General features: G+C 46.3%; 15 protein-coding genes and 1 pseudogene. 6 read left to right on the plus strand and 10 right to left on the minus strand.

All coding sequences use genetic code 11. The features are described 5' to 3' along the window. Window positions 1-71: 71 nt before the first annotated feature. The 3 genes from guaA to RH46_RS03045 all read left to right on the plus strand — a co-directional run bounded on the left by guaA (window position 72) and on the right by RH46_RS03045 (window position 4123). The gene (gene guaA / locus RH46_RS03035; protein ID WP_006877937.1) at window positions 72-1625 is read left to right on the plus strand and encodes a glutamine-hydrolyzing GMP synthase; all 1554 of its coding nucleotides are present in this window, start codon (window positions 72-74) and stop codon (window positions 1623-1625) included. Window positions 1626-1819: 194 nt separating this feature from the next. Continuing rightward, window positions 1820-3289, plus strand: a complete 1470-nt coding sequence (locus RH46_RS03040) for a chitinase (protein WP_006877938.1) — start codon at window positions 1820-1822, stop codon at window positions 3287-3289. Between the two features lie 237 nt (window positions 3290-3526). Further along, a complete protein-coding gene (locus RH46_RS03045) occupies window positions 3527-4123 on the plus strand; it encodes an acetate uptake transporter (RefSeq protein WP_006877939.1) in 597 nt (198 codons plus the stop codon). Between the two features lie 134 nt (window positions 4124-4257). On the opposite strand, the gene RH46_RS03050 is transcribed toward RH46_RS03045, so the two are convergent. Both RH46_RS03050 and RH46_RS03055 read right to left on the minus strand, forming a co-directional pair. Further along, window positions 4258-5796 (minus strand): alanine/glycine:cation symporter family protein, encoded by a 1539-nt coding sequence (locus tag RH46_RS03050; protein ID WP_006877940.1) that lies wholly within the window; start codon window positions 5794-5796, stop codon window positions 4258-4260. A 291-nt stretch (window positions 5797-6087) separates the two neighbouring features. Further along, window positions 6088-7338 (minus strand): D-amino acid dehydrogenase, encoded by a 1251-nt coding sequence (locus RH46_RS03055; protein ID WP_006877941.1) that lies wholly within the window; start codon window positions 7336-7338, stop codon window positions 6088-6090. A gap of 105 nt (window positions 7339-7443) precedes the next feature. Between RH46_RS03055 and RH46_RS03060 the strand changes: the two are divergent. Together RH46_RS03060 and RH46_RS03065 are read left to right on the plus strand one after the other, a co-directional pair. Continuing rightward, a pseudogene (locus RH46_RS03060) lies at window positions 7444-8335 on the plus strand (LysR substrate-binding domain-containing protein). A gap of 99 nt (window positions 8336-8434) precedes the next feature. Beyond that, complete coding sequence (locus RH46_RS03065; RefSeq protein ID WP_006877943.1) at window positions 8435-9412, plus strand: pentapeptide repeat-containing protein; 978 nt, start codon at window positions 8435-8437, stop codon at window positions 9410-9412. A gap of 2 nt (window positions 9413-9414) precedes the next feature. On the opposite strand, the gene RH46_RS03070 is transcribed toward RH46_RS03065, so the two are convergent. Both RH46_RS03070 and RH46_RS03075 read right to left on the minus strand, forming a co-directional pair. Then, window positions 9415-9957: a hypothetical protein gene (locus RH46_RS03070; protein WP_006877944.1), complete on the minus strand. Its 543-nt coding sequence runs from the start codon at window positions 9955-9957 to the stop codon at window positions 9415-9417. 157 nt (window positions 9958-10114) lie between these two features. Next, window positions 10115-10840: a DUF3581 domain-containing protein gene (locus RH46_RS03075; RefSeq protein ID WP_006877945.1), complete on the minus strand. Its 726-nt coding sequence runs from the start codon at window positions 10838-10840 to the stop codon at window positions 10115-10117. 223 nt (window positions 10841-11063) lie between these two features. On the opposite strand from RH46_RS03075, the gene RH46_RS03080 reads away from it, so the two are divergent. Next, the gene (locus tag RH46_RS03080; protein ID WP_006877946.1) at window positions 11064-12332 is read left to right on the plus strand and encodes an O-acetylhomoserine aminocarboxypropyltransferase/cysteine synthase family protein; all 1269 of its coding nucleotides are present in this window, start codon (window positions 11064-11066) and stop codon (window positions 12330-12332) included. Window positions 12333-12385: 53 nt separating this feature from the next. Here RH46_RS03080 and RH46_RS03085 read toward each other — a convergent pair whose 3' ends face one another. The 6 genes from RH46_RS03085 to RH46_RS03110 all read right to left on the minus strand — a co-directional run. After that, entirely contained in the window at window positions 12386-13657 is a 1272-nt protein-coding gene (locus RH46_RS03085; protein ID WP_006877947.1) for a hemolysin family protein, read from the minus strand. A gap of 139 nt (window positions 13658-13796) precedes the next feature. After that, the gene (locus RH46_RS03090; protein ID WP_006877948.1) at window positions 13797-14558 is read right to left on the minus strand and encodes a 1-acylglycerol-3-phosphate O-acyltransferase; all 762 of its coding nucleotides are present in this window, start codon (window positions 14556-14558) and stop codon (window positions 13797-13799) included. 246 nt (window positions 14559-14804) lie between these two features. Then, complete coding sequence (locus tag RH46_RS03095) at window positions 14805-15767, minus strand: L-threonylcarbamoyladenylate synthase (RefSeq protein WP_006877949.1); 963 nt, start codon at window positions 15765-15767, stop codon at window positions 14805-14807. A gap of 154 nt (window positions 15768-15921) precedes the next feature. Next, window positions 15922-17073 carry an amidohydrolase gene (locus tag RH46_RS03100; protein WP_006877950.1) on the minus strand — a complete coding sequence of 384 codons (1152 nt, stop codon included), beginning with the start codon at window positions 17071-17073 and terminating at the stop codon, window positions 15922-15924. A 71-nt stretch (window positions 17074-17144) separates the two neighbouring features. Further along, a complete protein-coding gene (locus RH46_RS03105) occupies window positions 17145-17597 on the minus strand; it encodes a VOC family protein (RefSeq protein WP_006877951.1) in 453 nt (150 codons plus the stop codon). 125 nt (window positions 17598-17722) lie between these two features. Then, window positions 17723-18962: BCCT family transporter (locus RH46_RS03110; protein WP_006877952.1), on the minus strand; the 1240-nt coding region annotated here is incomplete at its 5' end.

An 18962-nucleotide genomic window follows, 5' to 3' on the forward strand; every position in this document is an offset into this window, starting at 1 on the left:
CCTTGAAGCATTAATAGTAGGCGAGTACACTCGCCTACATTTTAATCACTTAGCTTATAAGACTGCTCAAAATGACTAAAAATATCCATGACCAACGTATTCTGATCCTGGACTTCGGTTCTCAGTACACTCAACTAGTTGCTCGCCGCGTTCGTGAAATCGGCGTTTACTGTGAACTATGGAGCTGGGATGTTGAAGAAGCGGATATTCGTGAATTCAATCCAGACGGTATCATCCTGTCTGGTGGCCCAGAAAGCGTAACTGAGGAAAACTCACCACGTGCTCCTCAATACGTATTTGACTCAGGTGTTCCTGTTCTAGGTGTGTGTTACGGCATGCAAACTATGGCTGAACAGCTAGGTGGTAAAGTAGCAGGTTCTACTGAACGTGAATTCGGCTACGCACAGGTTAAAGTATCTGGCGAATCTGCAATCTTTAAAGATCTTGAAGCGACTCAAGATGTTTGGATGAGCCACGGTGACAAAGTAGTAGAAATCCCGGCAGACTTCGTCAAAGTTGGTGAAACTGACACTTGTCCTTACGCTGCAATGGCTAACGAAGAGAAGAAATACTACGGCGTTCAGTTCCACCCAGAAGTAACACACACTAAAGGTGGTCTACAGATGCTAGAGAACTTTGTTCTTGGCGTATGTGGTTGTGAACGTCTATGGACTTCTGAGTCTATCATCGAAGACGCTGTTGCTCGTATTAAAGAGCAGGTAGGTGAGGACGAAGTTATCCTTGGTCTGTCTGGTGGTGTTGATTCTTCAGTTGTCGCTATGCTGGTTCACCGTGCTATCGGCGACAAACTAACATGTGTATTCGTGGATAATGGTCTGCTTCGTCTTAACGAAGGTCAGCAAGTAATGGAAATGTTTGGCGACAAATTCGGCTTGAACATCATTAAAGTTGATGCTGAAGACCGTTTCCTGAAAGCTCTTGAAGGTAAATCTGATCCAGAAGATAAACGTAAGACTATCGGTCACGTATTCGTTGATGTATTTGACGAAGAGTCTAAGAAGCTGAAAAATGCTAAATGGCTTGCTCAGGGTACGATCTACCCAGACGTAATCGAATCTGCGGCTTCTAAGACTGGTAAAGCACACGTGATCAAGTCTCACCATAACGTTGGCGGCCTGCCAGACGATATGGAGATGGGCCTTGTTGAACCACTACGTGAGCTGTTTAAAGATGAAGTTCGTAAGATTGGTCTGGAACTTGGTCTGCCTTACAACATGCTTTACCGCCACCCATTCCCGGGTCCTGGTCTGGGTGTTCGTGTTCTTGGTGAAATCAAGAAAGAGTACTGTGACTTGCTACGCCGTGCTGACGCTATCTTTATTGAAGAGCTACACGCTGCAGATCTTTACAACAAAGTTTCTCAGGCATTTACTGTATTCCTACCAGTTCGCTCTGTAGGTGTGATGGGCGATGGCCGTAAGTACGATTGGGTTGTGTCACTGCGTGCCGTTGAAACTATCGACTTTATGACTGCTCACTGGGCGCATCTGCCATATGACTTCTTGGGTAAGGTTTCTAACCGTATTATCAATGAAGTTGACGGCATTTCTCGTGTTGTTTACGACATTTCAGGTAAACCGCCAGCGACAATCGAGTGGGAATAATCCGCGAATTTGAATAACAAAAAACCAGCCTGCGGGCTGGTTTTTTTTCGACTCATTTATCGCTTTCTGCGACTGATAAATAACATTATTACTTTGCTCTTCGTGATCACTCGCAACCTGACTTTGTCGCTATTCTAGTTATTCATTCCTCATCTATGCTGATACAACTTCACATACACAGGAGTTGTATAACAATGAAAACCTTGCGCTTTTTAGCCGTAGCATCGGCCTTGAGTATGGGCTCAAGTGCTTGGGCAACGATGAATATTCAGCCCGATCCACTAAACCCGACTGGTTTTGTTATCTCACGCGCGGATGTTGCCGCCGTAGAGCAACAGAAGACCTCTGATCCTATGTATCAGACCTGGTCACAGGCACTTCGTACTGCACCAAATAGTGTGGTTGAAGCCATTGATGCTGGTCTGGCAACCAACCCAGATAATGTTAAGCGTGCAGAAAGGGTTTTCCCTCGTTCTGAGTGGGACTACCTGACTCAAATGGCGGCGCCTGAATACACTTACACGCGCTTTTTGCGAGCGATTGGTAAGTTCCCAGCCTTCTGTGCTGAGTACACCGATGGACGTGATTCTGATGCGATTTGTAAACGCTCGATCGTCACGGCATTTGCTCATTTTGCTCAAGAGACGGGTGGACATATTGCCATTGATAACACTTGGGATAACCCGCAGGGTTTAGAAGAGTGGCAGCAGGCATTGGTTCATGTGCGTGAAATGGGCTGGTCAGAAGGGCAGGAGGGTTATACAACTGGCTGTGGTCAGAACGATTGGCAAAATAGAAAATGGCCATGTGCTGCAGGGCAGGGGTACTTTGGTCGTGGAGCTAAGCAGCTTTCCTATCATTTCAACTATGGTGCTTTCTCCGAAGCTATGTTCGATGGTGACGCATCTGTGTTGCTCAATAACCCAGGTCTGGTTGCTGACTCATGGCTTAACCTTGCTTCTGCAATCTGGTTTTTCTTAACTCCTCAGGCGCCTAAGCCGGCAATGTTGCATGTTATCGATAAAACCTGGCAACCATCGCAGAGGGAGGTCGATGCCGGAATAGGTTATGGTTTTGGTACCACGATTAACATTATCAATGGTGGGATTGAGTGTGGTGAACAGAACAAGGATAAAGGCCAGCCAGTGAACCGAATTCGTTACTGGCAAGGGCTGTCTTCTCATTATCAAATCCCGATTGGAAGTGATGAGAAAGATACCTGCTGGCAGCAAACCCCATACGGTAGCTTAAATCTTAATGGTGCGACTGATGTTCTGTATACCAACTGGGATGGTAACTGGAAATACTATGCCGATCGCCCAGGTGGCTACTCGTTTGAATGTGAGCTGGTTGGTTTCCAAACGGCTTATTCAGCGTTAGTTGAGGGAGATTACGAAAAGTGTGTTACCAATTTCTATGGTTCACATTCAAGCTGGCCAGAAGTGCGTGTTGTTGAACAACTCGACCCCGTAGACCCTACACCTGACCCGGATCCAACACCAGACCCAGGTGGCTTAATTCAATGGGAACCAGGCGTTACCCAGGTTGCTGATGGCGACAAAGTCACTTACAACGGCAAATGCTTTATTGCTAAGAATGGCCCGGGTGTGTGGGAGACTCCAACGCAATCAAATTGGTTCTGGGATGAGATCTCTTGTCCTTAATTGATCACGACTAAGGTAAATAGAAAGGGCCTCTATCGTTGAGATAGGGGCCTTTTAGCTCTTGTTTCGGTGAGTAAAAGTGACACGAATTCATTGTGTTAGAAGGCTGGTGATTGATTAAAAATATATAAAACGTTTTGCGTAATCTTAGATTGCAAATTCAATGTTTATCTTTTCTGTTGAACGGGATTAAACTTCGCGCGTAATTTTTATTAACTTTTTTGAAAGGTGCGCAAAATGTCAACAAAACTGGCAAACCCGGCTCCACTTGGCCTAATGGGTTTCGGTATGACAACCATCCTGCTAAACATCCACAATGCAGGCTTCTTCCCAATTGACTCAATGATCCTGGCAATGGGTATTTTCTATGGTGGTCTTAGCCAAGTGCTAGTTGGCATGATGTGCTTCAAGCGTGGTGACACGTTTGGTACTACTGCTTTTACCTCTTACGGTCTGTTCTGGCTAACGCTTGTTGGTCTTATCGTAATGCCATACATGGGTCTGCCTGCAAGTCCTGCTAGCTTCATGGGCTGGTATCTACTACTTTGGGGCGTATTCACTGGCTTCATGTTCATTGGTTCTCTGTGCTACCCAGTAGCGAAACAGGTTGTATTTGGCTCTCTAACTATCCTGTTCTTCCTACTTGCTGCTCGTGATTTCTCAGGCAGTGAGCTAATCGGCACTATCGCTGGTATTGAAGGTATCTTCTGTGGCGCAAGCGCAATCTACTTTGCAATGGCACAAGTACTAAACAACGAATATGGCCGTACTATCTTGCCTATCGGTGAGAAGAAACAGTCTCAGGCTGTTGAGTTAGAGCAGGTTGCAGCTTAAACAATCGAATATTGAGTGGTGACCACGCCTGATACGGTCACTACAAAAATATGTGGGAACAGTAATAACAAAGGGGTTAGCCATTGGCTAACCCCTTTTTTTACCACTGCTTTTTATATTTTCGCTGATTGCGATTAAGTTGATGGTTGCTCAACTGGTTTTGAGTCAACTTCAGCCGTAGGCTCTTTGCCTGTCTTACGGCGGTATTTGTCTTCCCAGTAGTCAGCACCTTTGATACCAAGCTTAACAGGGTTGAATGTGTATTCTGTAACACCTTGTTTTTGCTGTTCTTCGTAGTCGTTCAGTGCTTTTAGAGCAGGTTTCGACATGAAGAAGATGATCAGAATACCAACGATGTTCAACCAAGCCATCAGGCCTACACCGACATCACCCATTGCCCACGCAAGGTTTGCAGTCTTAACTGTACCGTAGAACACAACTGCGATTAATGCGACTTTTAGCATGAACATTAGGCCGCTAACCTTGAAGGTACGACGGATGTAAGCAATGTTTGTTTCTGCAATGTAGTAGTACGCAAGAATGGTAGTAAAGGCAAAGAAGAACAGCGCAACTGCGATGAACGGTTTACCGATACCAGGTAGCGCACTCTCAATAGCCATCTGAGTAAATACAGGGCCGTTAGCTGCGATATCTGCTGCAACGTTCTGAACCAGGAAGCCTTCGGCACCGTGTACGTTGTATGCACCAGTGATGATGATCATAAACGCTGTTGCAGAACATACTAGTAGAGTATCGATGTAGATAGAGAACGACTGAACCAGACCTTGTTGAGCTGGGTGATCTACGCTCGCTGCTGCCGCTGCGTGAGGGCCTGTACCCTGACCAGCTTCGTTAGAGTAAACACCACGTTTTACACCCCAACCAATTGCAGCACCAACACCAGCCATAGGAGTGAATGCATCGCCAACGATCATTGAGAATACGCGAGGTACTTCAGCAATGTTCAGTAGGATGATTACGAATGCTGTAATGATGTAAGCCAGAGCCATGAAAGGAACAACGATCTGAGTGAAGTTCGCAATACGTTTCACACCACCAAAGATGATGAAGGCCAGGATTACTGAAATAAGAGTACCGGTAAAGATTTTCGCAAAACTGAATGTACCGATAGCGGTTTCAATCATTTCACCAGGACCGAATGCTGCTTCTACTGCATTACCGATACTGTTTGACTGAACACCAGGTAGTAGGAAACCACATGCAAAGATAGTCGCAATAGCGAAGATCCACGCGTACCACTTCTGACCCATCGCTTTTTCGATATAGTAAGCTGGACCACCGCGGAATTCGCCGTTGTCTTCTTCTTTATAAATCTGAGCCAGAGTTGATTCTGCGTATGCAGTTGCAGCACCAAAGAAGGCGACAACCCACATCCAGAATACCGCACCAGGACCACCGAAACCGATCGCTGCTGCAACACCCGCAATGTTACCTGTACCTACACGACCAGATAGCGATACCGCTAGTGCCTGGAAAGATGAGATACCTTTAGATGAACTTTTCCCTGAAAGAAGTAGGCGCCACATTTCACTAAAGTGACGAACTTGAACGAATCGTGTCATGACTGAGTAGAACAAACCTGCGCCAAGGCAAAGATAAATCAATACCGGGCTCCAGATAATTCCATTCAAAAAATCAACAATTGACTGCATAAGTAGTTTCCCTGTTTGTTTTGTAATGGTTGTTTTCTGAACAGGATATTACCCTTTCTGTAACGCAATTGTTAATTTATTTATTTGTTAATGTGAATTTGCGTGAGGTAAGGCACAAAGTGCTAATAAATTGTTAAAAAATAGCGTTGGTTAATAGTTGTGCAAGCAATCATTAGTAGTAATTACTTAAATGCTACTTTTATTAGTGATTTGTATAAGACGAATAAACCTAGTTACGCTGTCGATTGTTTTGTAAAAACAGCGCAACTAAGTTTATTGTATTGAATGTGGTTAACTGTAGCGTTCGACGCTCAATTCGTTGAATGACTGCTGTCCTTGCGATGCGATTATTCTGGTCAGAATATCCGCAGAACCACATGCCATTGTCCAACCTAACGTGCCATGACCAGTATTAGTGTAGAGATTGCTGAACTTAGTTTGACCTATGATTGGTGTCCCGTCGGGAGTCATTGGTCGGAAGCCTGTCCAGTATTCGGCCTGAGCGAGGTCTACACCTTGTGGGAACAAGTTGCTGACCACGTGATTCAGAGTAGCCAGTCGCTTATCCGGTAGTGCGGGATCAAAACCAGCGAGCTCGGCAGTACCCGCGACACGTATTCTCTGCTCAAATCGGGTAACGGCAACCTTGTAGGTCTCATCCATGATGGTTGAGTTTGGTGCATGTTGCTGGTCGATAACTGGCAGAGTCAGTGAGTAGCCCTTAACCGGATAGACTGGAATATCGATACCCAGTGGTGCTAACAGATGTTTAGAGTAGCTGCCTAGTGCAATCACATAGCTATCAGCATGGATGGTACCTTGAGAAGTCTCGACGCTAACCACTTGGTTGTTTTCGCTATTCAACTTGTCCACTGTCGTGTTAAACAGGAAGGTGACGCCCGCTTGCTCAGCCATTTGCTGTAATTGCTGACAAAACAGCTGACAGTCGCCAGTCTCATCGTCAGGCAGATAGAGCCCGCCAACTAAGTTACCTTGCATGTTGGCTAAACCTGGTTCCTGGACAAGACATTGTGCCGGATTCATTAACTGGTACTTAGTACCACTCTCTTCAAGCAGAGCAATATCTTTTTCTACTGCTTTAAGCTGAGCAGGATTGCGGAAGATTTGTAACGTCCCTTTGGTTCTTCCCTGATAGTTAAGGTCATAGTTTCGATTTAACTCAGCTAAACACTCACGGCTTCTATTCGCTATGGTCAGCATGCGCGATTTGTTGACGCGATACTTCTCAAGCTGACAGTTGACCAGCATTTGACTGGCCCATTGAATCAGTTCAGGGCTTAGGCTTGGTTTGATCTTTAACGGAGCATGCTCTTCGAATAGCCATTTGATCGCTTTAGCGGGAATACCCGGCGCAGCCCAAGGCGATGAATAGCCGTAGGAGATCTGCCCGGCATTAGCGAAACTGGTTTCCTCGGCCGAGCGAGCCTGTCTATCGATCACCGTGACCTCAAAGCCTGCCTGCGATAAATACCAAGCGCTGGTCAGACCGACCACACCGCTGCCTAAAATAACGACCTTCACGTTCAACTCTCACAGTTTTGAAATTTTGCCAAGGATGGACAATTTACATCCGGTTAACAATCGATAAGAATTGATAGTAGGTTTTAGAAAAATTAAAAGGTAGTCATGAAATCAGCATTACTACATGGAGTTAACCTGATCTGTATTGTTGCCCGGCACCAGAGCCTGACTAGTGCTGCTAAAGAGCTTAACCTGACAGTTGGCGCTGTTAGCCAGCAATTACAACAGATTGAAGAACGATTAGGTTTTAGTGTATTTGAACGCCATGCACGTGGTATTCGTTTGAGTGAACAGGGACATAAATTGGTTGATGCAACCAGTCACCACTTAGCGGCAATTGAAGAGAATATTTTCCAACTGACTCAGGTTTCGGAACGTAAACAGATTCGCCTCAAGCTAACGCCATCTTTCGCCTTTAAGTGGTTGGTGCCGCGATTGGAGAATTTCCATAAGCGTTACCCCGATGTACAGATTCATACCTTTGCAGAAGGGGCGCTGGTTGATAGTGATAAGCGCAACTTTGATATCGCCATCGATTATGGTCCACTGCCATACAAGCATGCTGATGCAGAGCTGCTAATGGAAGAGTCACTCCTACCTGTTATGAGCCCTGACTACTTCAAGGTTCATAGTGGCATTCTACAGGGGAATGAGGCCTGGTCAAAGGTGACTCTGTTGCATGACGCGATGCCATGGTCAGGGGCCGCGAAAGATTATGAGTGGCTCTATTGGACGGCCCAGCAAAGGCTTGATTATGAAACCAATCAGGGACACTTCTTTAACCGGACTGACATGGCGATGTCTGCCGCAGAAGCGGGAGTCGGAATTGCACTTGCCAGAGTGGCACTACTTGGTAAGGAGATAGAGCAGGGAAGGCTAATTGCACCATTCCCAGCGACTGCTGCAAATGCAGGTTACTTTGTCATTACCCATATTGATGACCCCTACACACGCCTGTTTAAAAAAATGGCTTAGAGAACAAGTTGATACTGATTAATTTGTAAATAGCCGTGGCGCGTCCATATGCACCCACTACACTTAGTAATGATATCTAGCATGGCCAATGTGATGTTAGATACAGTTAGGGGCAGCGCATATGGAATCTCACCAAGGCCGATGCAGCTATCAAAATCCTGATGGCTGGTGCTGCGATCAACCGTGTGGGGAGTCAGGGCTCTGTTACTGGCATGATCCCAAAGTCGATAAAAGCAAAGATGATATAAAAGACAAGGTTGAGCAATGGGCCGCAGCAGGTAAACCTTTAGACGGATTTCAGTTGGCGAGAACAAATCTTGAGGATATCGACCTGGTAAATCGTGGTTGTAAAGATGGTTATCAGTGTCGAGATGCAGATTTTTATCGGGCGAATTTAGTTGACGCCCACTTTTTCGGCTTAGATTTACGCGGTTCTTCGTTAATGAAAACGAAGTTGATCGGGGCTAACTTGCATTGTGCCAAATTGGATAACTGCAATTTGCTGGGTGCTGAACTGTCGCGAGCCAAATTAGAAAACATCGAATGGGGTGAATGTCTAAAGCAGGAGTCAGAAGCTAAGCGGGCGTTACGTACCCAAGATCGCAAGGCCTCGATTATGTATTGTCAGGAGGCGGAAGAGGTCTGTCGTAACATTCGTAAGCAGTGTGAAAAGCAAGGGCTGTTTGAGATGGCTGGTGATTTTTTCAAGCGTGAAATGCGTTTTCGCCGTTATCAAATGCCACTATTCAGTTTCAAGAGAATGATCTCCAAACTGGTGGATCTGTTCTGTGGTTATGGGGAAGATCCGATCAGAGTGGTCGGGTTCTCGATATTCTTGATCCTGATTTGTGCTTTCGCTTACTTCTTCCTTGATACCACAGGCGCACACCCGATTTATGAAGATGTGACTGGCTGGAAATTCTATGTGTTAGAGTTCTTTAACTCTCTCTATTTCAGCGTTGTGACCTTCACTACCTTAGGTTATGGGGATATATCGCCTGTCGGAGTCGCAAGGTTTATTGCTGCCTGTGAAGCCTTCTTAGGCAGCTTTACCATGGCGCTGTTCGTGGTGGTGTTTGTCAAGAAGATGACCCGTTGACACTATTGGCTGTTAAAGCCACTTTTTAGCCAGTCGCTGAGAATGATCTGGTCATCTTTGTACTGGTTAGAAAAGTGCTCAATCAGGGCTGCTAAATGCTCGCCACTGTCGCACATAGTGTTGGCGACTAAGTCTTCTGAGACCACGATTGCACTAGGTTGAGGTGCGGCACTGGTTTCAATCGCGACAGGAATAATAAATTTGCTCTGGCTACCAATGTGAGCAGTTTTGAGTTGTTGCGCCTGCTGATGAAGCGCAGCTGTAACCTGGTCATCATACTGGGCTGCATCAAAGCCGATTTCAAGCACAAACACCAAACCACGATAGAGGATAATGACCTCTGTAGTCAGGTTAATTTCTGGTTGGGCAAAACCGAAAACAACGTCACCAGCGAGATGAGGAAGTTGATTAAACTGCACTTTCAACAGTTCAATTTTCGCTTTCCAGTCCGACTGTTGCTGTGGGCTGAAATGAGTCAGGATCTGTTCTGTATCCGTTTGAGTAAACTGCAGAATTGAAGCGGAGTAGTAGCTTTGCTGTGTCATGAGATTTCTAGTGGAAGAGTTAGTGCGAAAGAGGCTAACCAAGATTGGGAACGAGAGCCAGATGATTGGGTAAGATTTTTGAACTGACCGACATCTGGCAGGTCAGTCAGTCGTTCGATCAAAAAAGGGTTATCACTGTTTGATAACCCTTTGTCATTTATGCTGCGTTAGCAAACTCGGCTAGAAACGCCTCTTTGCGAGCGTGGAAGCGTTCCACCAAATCGTCGACAGCTTCCTGATCGTATGGTTTTAAGCCACTTGCTACCATACGCTTCAAACCTTTACCGACGACCTGACCATCTTCTTTGAATGTGAAGTTCAGAGTCACCAGACCACGTTTTCCGTCAACATCAAAAGTGGCACCAGAAAACTCTACTTCTGGGTGTGTCAGATCAAGTCGAGAGAACTCCACTTCCATGCTTTCGTAGATAACCAGTGGGCGCTGGCAGTTGATCATCATCTGCTGCTCTTCCATCAGAGGTACCATGATATGTGGGAAGTTCATACCTGAGAACTGAACATAGCTTGTTACTACGTGTTCAATAAACTCAGGGTTACGGTTCACTTCACCTTCACGAGACATGTGCAAGTACTCTTTAGACTTCTCGTCTACCACAGCACTCTCTTTTTCACATTTGTTCTCAATCGACAAAGCAACCCCATCGTTAACCATGCCTGAGAAGTCGAAACGCATTTTCTGGCTGACTCCTTCTTTGCTTAGTAGTACGGCAAAAAGAAGATCACCAGGAACACAAAAACGCTTGTTGTCTTCGTCATGGATAGGGTTAAAGTCACCCGCAACCTTTTTAGCAAAGTGGCTTGCTTGCTGGCGAGTAAACTGGAACTGATTGTTATCTTGTGAAAAATACGGTGCTAGAAACATAGTCTTATTCATGTGGCTATAACTGCCGCGCAGTATACATGAAGGTATGCAATCAAATGGTCTAATCAGATGCCTTGCGGAATTTAGTTGTACCTTGACGCAAAAGTGATACAGAAAATTGAGTGTGAATTAATCCACATATTTGGATGATTTATAAACAGTTAAGCTTCGATAACTGTTATGACAATAACCTAGTTCTGTATTACTTACCCAAGGAAGGATTATGAAAGACGAAACCCTCTCAATACACTTTGGTTACGAAACCGACCCGACAACTAAGTCTGTTGCCACGCCGATTTATCAAACCGTTGCTTACGAATTTGATAATGCCCAGCATGGTGCTGATCTCTTCAACCTTGAAGTTCCGGGCAATATTTACACCCGTATTATGAACCCGACCAATGATGTACTGGAAAAGCGTATGGCTGCGCTGGAAGGTGGTATTGCAGGTCTGGCTGTCAGCGCTGGTAGTGCGGCAATTAACTATGCGATTCAGACCCTTGCTCAGGCGGGTGATAACATTGTGTCTACACCACAGTTATACGGTGGTACCTACACACTGTTTGCGCATATGCTGCCAAATCAGGGCATTGAGGTGAAGTTTGCTAAAGACGATAAGCCAGAGAGTTTAGCGGAACTTATCGATGAAAATACCAAAGCGGTTTACTGTGAGAGTATCGGTAACCCGGCAGGCAACATTATCGACCTTGAGCGTGTGGCTGAGCTGGCACATGCGCAGGGTGTCCCAGTGATTGTCGATAACACCGTTGCGACACCTGCATTGTGCAAACCTATCGAGTTCGGTGCCGATATCGTTGTTCACTCTCTGACGAAATATGTCGGCGGCCATGGCACAACACTAGGCGGTATGATCGTTGATTCAGGTAAGTTCCCTTGGGCTCAGCATAAAGACCGCTTCCCTGTCTTCAACCAACCTGAACCTTCATACCATGGTGTTGTGTACTGTGAGGCGTTTGGTGAAGCTGCCTTTATTGGTCGTGCTCGTACTGTGCCACTGCGTAACACCGGCTCTGCACTCTCTCCAATGAATGCCTTTATGTTAATGCAGGGGCTAGAAACTCTACCGCTACGTATGGAGCGTCATACTGAAAATGCGCTTAAAGTTGCTGAGTTCTTACAACAGCACGAGAAAGTAAGCTGGGTCAGCTATGCAGGTCTGCCGACCTCAGAACATTACCCATTAGCCGAAAAATATATGAAGGGTAAGCCATCAGCAATCCTGTCATTTGGACTCAAGGACGGTTATGACGCTGGGGTTCGCTTCTACGATGCACTGCAAATCTTCAAGCGTCTGGTTAACATAGGTGATGCTAAGTCACTGGCTTGTCACCCAGCTTCGACCACTCACCGCCAGTTAAGTGAGCAAGAGCAGAAACAAGCAGGTGTTTCTCCGGAGATGATTCGCCTGTCGGTTGGTATTGAACATATCGATGACATTCTGGCGGATCTGGAACAGGCACTAAGTGCTTAATCCGATCTGAAAACCCCGGTTACTTTGCAGTAGCCGCGGTTTTATTTTTTAACTCATTTCATGTAACAGCGAACCTGTAGTACGCGATTGTGGCTGACGGATAATATTTCAAAATGCCAGTGGTCTAGCTGTACCACTTCACCGCATTCGGGAACGCTACCTGTCTTCCAGGTAAGAAAACCGTTGAGGGTTTGAAATCCTTCGCTCTTTTCGCCATCAAGAACTCCAATCTCGAGACGATGCTTGAGCTCATTAATTGGAATCATCGCATCCATTATCCAACTGCCATCCTGCTGCTGTTTGGCCCATAGATATTGAGGAGCCATGCCCAGCTCCCCGGCAATAGACTCCAGTAAGTCATAGTGCGTGACCAGCCCCTGGACATCGCCATATTCATCGACGATAAATACCATCTCGCAGTTGGTCTTCTGCATATCATTGAGCAGCGGCAGCCCCTTCATCGATTCGGGAACATAACGTGGTCGACGTACCTGTCTTGCCAGCGTGGCGATCGATAGTTCGTTGTAGATATCAAGCAGGACTTTTGACGATATGGTCCCGATGATCTTATCCAGACTGCCATGACAGATAGGCCAGACGGAATGTTGAGTATGACTAATCCGCTGCAAGATCTGATCGATAGGCTGGGTGATGTCGAGGTACTCAATGTCGCAACGTGGAGTCATCAGTGACGTTACCAAGCGGTCATTGAGGTGAAGCAGGTTGCGAATCATCTGTTGTTCTTGCGGCTCAATCGCACCAGATTCAGAGCCTTCCGTCATGATATCTATGATGTCATCCTCGGTGACCTGATCCTCTGCTGGTTGGTGTTGGCGGAACAACTTCAGTAGGGCGTCAGTCGAAACACTGAGTAGCCAGACAAATGGTGATGCCAGTTTGGCCAGAGCATAGATTGGGTAGGCGACGATAACAGCAATGTGCTCGGCATTATTCTGCGCAAACCGTTTAGGGACGAGCTCGCCGACAACAATTGCGAAGTAAGTGATGGAGGCTACCACAACCATAGTGGCTACAGCTCCGGCAATATCAGGACTCAGTCCCTGAATGATCAGCCAGCTGGAAAAGGGTTCGGAAAATATCGCTTCACCAAACACACCGCTTAAGATACCAATTGCGGTAATACCAATTTGGATTGTGGATAGAAATTGAGTCGGGTTGTTCTTTAAATTGAGGGCAATAGCCGCAGATGAGTGGCTTTCAGCACGCTTTTTCAGTCGGTTAGGTTTAGCAGCAACAAGGGCAATTTCTGACATGGCGAATACGCCATTGAGACAGATAAGGCCGACCAGCAATAACACATCCATAAACAATTCCGCTTAGGTACACATGGATAGAATAGTGTGCTGCGGAAGAGATAAATGTGACCGGAAAGATGAAATTGCGACGATATGAGCAATTGTTTTTCTGGTCACGATTTAAGTGGTTAATGTATCCCGGCTGAAGTTATTCACTGGCAGAAGGTTGTGTGGTGACTTTTGCCTGTTGTTCCAGTTGAGCGACTTCTTCATCAAGCTGGGCAATTCTCTTGGCCATTAGAGCATGACAGTGATCTGCTAAAGCACGCGCGTCATTGATGCTATAGCCCGAAGTATCGATAGGCTCGAGCATCTCCGTAATCACAATGCCATTATTGCTTCGATTGAGATTGATTTTATTATGCGTGTTACTCACCACCATTGGAGTAATAGGTACGCCAGCCTCAATTGCCATCCGAAACGCGCCAGTCTTAAACGGTAGCAGGCCACGGCCCTTACTGCGGGTGCCTTCCGGATAAGCCCAGACTGAGAGATCGCGCTGGTGGATTGCTTGCGCTACTTGTTTAATGGTGTCGCGTGCTTTCGATTTATCTTCACGATTGATCAGAATATTGCCGGTAATCCAGTACAGTTGGCCAAAAAAGGGAACCCAGAGCAATTCTCGCTTACCTAAAGAGACGGTTCTCGGTCTCAGCATGCCCGGAGAGGTAACAAAGTCATAGACACTTTGGTGGTTGGAAATATAGACACTGTTAGCCGGTGTTGGAGCTCGCTCCAGGCCACGTTGAATCAGAGTCAGACCAAGTATCTTGTGTAGTTGATTAAACCAGCGACAGAAGAAATAAACGTGCTTTGGGTTACGTGGACTAAACAAGCAGTAAACAAAGGCGAACAGGGTGGTAAAGACCACAAAAATAGCAGCCATTATCAGGCGAAGAATACTAAGCAAAACACACTCCTTCTATCAAACGATCAAGTACTTAGCTGATCAGTTTTAGTTGCTGAATTAGAGTTTTAATTCTATTTAACGAAATTGCAACATCTTTTGCCTGTGATTGATCCGTTGTCACTTTAATTATGATTAATTAACCAAAGGCTCAAGTAAATAGAGTGATTGTTGTGAATAGCTAAGGGGGAGTTAGATACAAAAAAGCCCCATTGCAATGGGGCATTTTAGAAACTTAACAGTCAATAACTACAGTTTTGACTGAGCTCGGTTAAGACGGTCATGGACCGCAAACCACGCTTCGCTTACCGGTGGTCTCTCTACCCAGATTTCATCGCAACCCCACTTATCTGCGTCATCCAGAGCGCGGTAAAGGTCGTGAGAGTATTGAGCAACATCTGTAGGCATCTGCTTCGATTTGAAGCCTGTCTTTAGCTCAACAGGGGAGTAGTGTAAGCAGGCAATGTTATCACCCGTGGCATTTTCTATCTCTTCCAGCGTAACCAGACGAACCTTAGTGTTTGGCTGGTAGTGACTGGTGACATTGCCCGGCACCGCAACAGTGTGTGCTTTTGGGGACAGGACTTCTTCGCCAAGCACTTGAGAAAGCTGAGCCGCAGTAACAGGACCCGTACGCAGAATACGAAATGGCTTCTCGGTCAGATCGATAATGGTCGATTCAAGACCATGAGCACAGTCGCCACCATCCAGAACTGCGGAAATCTTACCGCCCAGTGAGTTGAGTACATGTTCAGCTGAAGTCGGGCTCAGCTTCTTGTATGGGTTTGCTGACGGTGCAGCAACAGCCATTCCAGAAGACTTCAATAATGTACTGAAGACGTCATGAGCAGGCATGCGAATACCGATCGTATCTAAGCCACCTGTAACCACTGGAGTTGCTTGAGGTGCTTTGTTTAGCAGCAGTGTCACAGGACCCGGCCAAAAAGCGTCAGCGATAGTATACGCTTGCTGAGGAATATCACGCGCCCAGTCAGACAGTTGCTCAACATTACCAATATGAACAATTAACGGGTGGTTAGCTGGTCGACCTTTCGCTGCGAAGATCTTCTTCACTGCTTCCGGATTCGATGCGTCTGCCGCCAGTCCGTAAACTGTTTCGGTTGGAATAGCGACGAGTTCACCACTGGCTAAAATCTGTTTAGCGAGTTCAATATCTTGCTTGTCGCTTGCTGAAAGGTGCTGCGTTTTCAATGTTTCTTCCTCAAAGGAGCGCTATGGATAGAAAATCTGAGCCGGCTATTTTAACTATGTTTCACAAAGTTTCGACGTTTAATTGCTGCTTAATTGTATCGATTGATAATGTTTTTCTATATCAGCCTAAGTTTCAATCGTTTAGCGCGTCAGATTACTCAAAGTGATTAATCTGTTTGATAAGGTCGAGAAACAGATCATGACCAATTGGAATGAGTTGATCGGCAAAGTCATAGTCTGGATTGTGCAGTTGTGGTGTATCAACGCCGGCACCTAAGGCAAACATCGCCCCTTGTCTGGCGACTGCTGTGAACTGACCAAAATCTTCTGACCAGCGCATTGGTTCTTCCATCAGAGTAAATTCCGTAGAAGTATTACGGCAAGCTTCTACAACCCGGTCGCACCCTTCCTGAGAGTTAACACTGGCCTGAAAAACATCAGCAAAACTGAATTCGATCTCCAGCCCAGCTTGCTCGGCGTAATGGCGAGAAAAGGCTTGTGTCATCTCGACTAAGGTATCCATAGCCTGATTTGTTTCACTACGTAGCGTCGCCATAACAACCGCTTCCCCCGGTGCAGTACCAAAAGCAACCTCACCGAGTCTGGCGTGAATGACGGTAACCCAAAGTTTATCTTTAACCCCCTGAGCGGCAAGCTGTTGAGGAAGCTGATTAAGCTGCTCGATAATCTGACACATAGCGGTAGCGGGGCTGACACCATCTTCAGGGTGGGCAGCATGAGATGTTTTACCCTTGAGCTTGATGATGATGCCGCGTGAGGCACAATTGAACGTTCCCGCTCGTACTGCTACCGATCCCAGCTTTAATCCTGGATAATTGTGCAGGGCAAAGGCGTAGTCGGGTTTCAAAGCATTGAACTTGGCATCATTAACCATATCTATTGCTCCAGCTCCGGTCTCCTCGGCTGGTTGGAAACAGAGAATTACTCTTCCTGACACAGGTCTACGTGTTGCTAATGTTGCACCTAGTGCGGTGATGATCGCCATATGACCATCATGACCACATTTATGGGAGACGCCATCAGTTACTGAGCGATGAGCAAAAGTGTTCTGCTCCTGAATAGGCAGGGCGTCTAACTCACAACGGATTAATGTCGATGGCCCTGGCTGTTTACCATTAAATACGAATGCCACACCGTGACCGCCAAGCTGTGTATGCACTTCATCGGCGGCGAATTTCTCAAATACTTCGAGGATGCGTTGAGCGGTTTGTCGCTCTTGATGTGATAACTCAGGATGTTGATGAAGGTTCTTTCTAAGCTGAGTGAATTGAGGGTGATCTAACATGCGCTATCCATACACTTTTTAACCGATGAATCACTATACGCTTAGGTTTTGAGTAGTAAGTTGATGAGGCTCTAACTATCCGCATCGGATTGTTTTTGCTCCGCCCAGTTCTCTTTAAAGGGTTTTAGCTCGACCACGTTGCCCTCCGGATCATCAACATAGACTGAGCGCCCGTAACCCTGAGCACCATAACGCGGCGCAAAGTCAGAGAGCTTTAACTGATGTTGCTTTAAATAGTCAATCAACTGCTGTTCATCAAAGGCGCTTACCTGTAGGCAGAAGTGATCGACATTTCTTCCATTCTGTTGAGGCGCTTTGCCCCCCAGTTTTCCTAATTCACTGTCGACCGTCACTATATCGATTAATGCGCTACCAGCTCTTAGTTGAGTCAGACCAATATCAGGCTTTTGCCGCTCAATCGAACAGCCAAGGATATCCTGATAAAAGTGCACCATCTCAGCCAGTTGACTGGTGCGCAGGACAATATGATCGAGTGCGATTATATTGATGAGTCGTCCATTCATTAACCTAAACTCCCGCTGAATCTTACAGCTAGTATAGATTGCGATGTAATAGAACACTGGACGGACAGACGAAAAAAGGGCGCTAACATTAGCGCCCAATCTGTTTTTAGCTGCTTATAGCTTTTTTATGCCGATGCAGGTCGAAGGTCTGACTGATAGAGAGGAAGTTCAGATCTCAAGCCCTTAATCAGGCTGATACACATCACCAGAAGTACCAATGTAAACGGCAGGCCTGTTGCGACAACACCTGACTGCAAAGCTTGCAGCGCTTCTTTACCACCAATCCACAGCATAACTGCTGCAATTGAACCTTCGATACATGCCCAGAAGATACGTTGTGGCACTGGTGCATCGATCTTACCACCCGCTGTGATGCTATCGATAACCAGAGAACCGGAGTCTGATGAGGTAATAAAGAACACCAGAATTAGCACAATAGACAGTACAGAAATTACTGAGCTGTACGGCAGGGCATCATAAACGTGGAACAGTGTAAGTGAGATATCTGTCAGGCCGTTAGCACCCAGTTCGCCAACTTTATTTACCACTTGATCAAGAGCGATACCACCGAAGACAGACATCCAGACCAATGTAACAGCGGTTGGAATAACAATGACTGCGAAGATAAATTCGCGAACGGTACGTCCTTTCGATACTCGGGCGATAAACATGCCGACGAATGGAGACCAAGAAACCCACCATGCCCAGTAGAAAACAGTCCAGCCGTGCATCCATGCGCTATCCTCACGACCATGAGGGTTGCTCAGAGTGAAAATGTTTTGCGCGTAAGCAATGGTGCTATCCCAGATAGAGGCGATGGCAACATCAAAAGTGATGAAAATAACGAATGCCAGTAAGGCAAATGCGATCACCATGTTGATGTTACTCAGCAGCTTCACGCCACCATCAATACCACGAATAACCGATAGCACCGCAATGAAGGTAACAAAAGCGATAACGATCATCTGGGTGCCAATCCCACCTTCAAGACCGAATACATGGTTGATACCACTGGTCGCCTGCTGAGCCCCTAGACCAAGAGAGGTTGCTAAACCAAACAGAGTTGCAAGCACAGCAAGAATGTCGATGACATGACCTAGCCAGCCCCAGGCACGATCACCAAAAAGTGGGTAGAAGGCAGAGCGAAGTGACAGAGGCAGACCTTTGTTGAAAGCAAAGAAAGCCAACGACAAAGCAACAATAGCGTAGATAGCCCAGCCGTGAATTCCCCAGTGGAACATGGTTGCGCCCATTGCCAGAGATTTTGCTTCTTCGCTATACGGTTCAGCGTTAAGAGGCATACCCCACCAGTCAGTGAAGTAGGCGGTTGGCTCTGCCACACTCCAGAACAGCAGACCTATTCCC

The sequence above is a fragment of the Vibrio brasiliensis LMG 20546 genome (assembly GCF_000189255.1).
GTDB classification, from domain to species: domain Bacteria; phylum Pseudomonadota; class Gammaproteobacteria; order Enterobacterales; family Vibrionaceae; genus Vibrio; species Vibrio brasiliensis.

Excerpts from the sequence above, each read along its gene's own strand:
- guaA (WP_006877937.1), top strand. The coding sequence starts at position 72 with ATGACTAAAAATATCCATGACCAACGTATTCTGATCCTGGACTTCGGT.
- RH46_RS03040 (WP_006877938.1), top strand. The coding sequence starts at position 1,820 with ATGAAAACCTTGCGCTTTTTAGCCGTAGCATCGGCCTTGAGTATGGGC.
- RH46_RS03045 (WP_006877939.1), top strand. The coding sequence starts at position 3,527 with ATGTCAACAAAACTGGCAAACCCGGCTCCACTTGGCCTAATGGGTTTC.
- RH46_RS03050 (WP_006877940.1), bottom strand. The coding sequence starts at position 5,796 with ATGCAGTCAATTGTTGATTTTTTGAATGGAATTATCTGGAGCCCGGTA.
- RH46_RS03065 (WP_006877943.1), top strand. The coding sequence starts at position 8,435 with ATGGAATCTCACCAAGGCCGATGCAGCTATCAAAATCCTGATGGCTGG.
- RH46_RS03070 (WP_006877944.1), bottom strand. The coding sequence starts at position 9,957 with ATGACACAGCAAAGCTACTACTCCGCTTCAATTCTGCAGTTTACTCAA.
- RH46_RS03075 (WP_006877945.1), bottom strand. The coding sequence starts at position 10,840 with ATGTTTCTAGCACCGTATTTTTCACAAGATAACAATCAGTTCCAGTTT.
- RH46_RS03080 (WP_006877946.1), top strand. The coding sequence starts at position 11,064 with ATGAAAGACGAAACCCTCTCAATACACTTTGGTTACGAAACCGACCCG.
- RH46_RS03085 (WP_006877947.1), bottom strand. The coding sequence starts at position 13,657 with ATGGATGTGTTATTGCTGGTCGGCCTTATCTGTCTCAATGGCGTATTC.
- RH46_RS03100 (WP_006877950.1), bottom strand. The coding sequence starts at position 17,073 with ATGTTAGATCACCCTCAATTCACTCAGCTTAGAAAGAACCTTCATCAA.
- RH46_RS03105 (WP_006877951.1), bottom strand. The coding sequence starts at position 17,597 with ATGAATGGACGACTCATCAATATAATCGCACTCGATCATATTGTCCTG.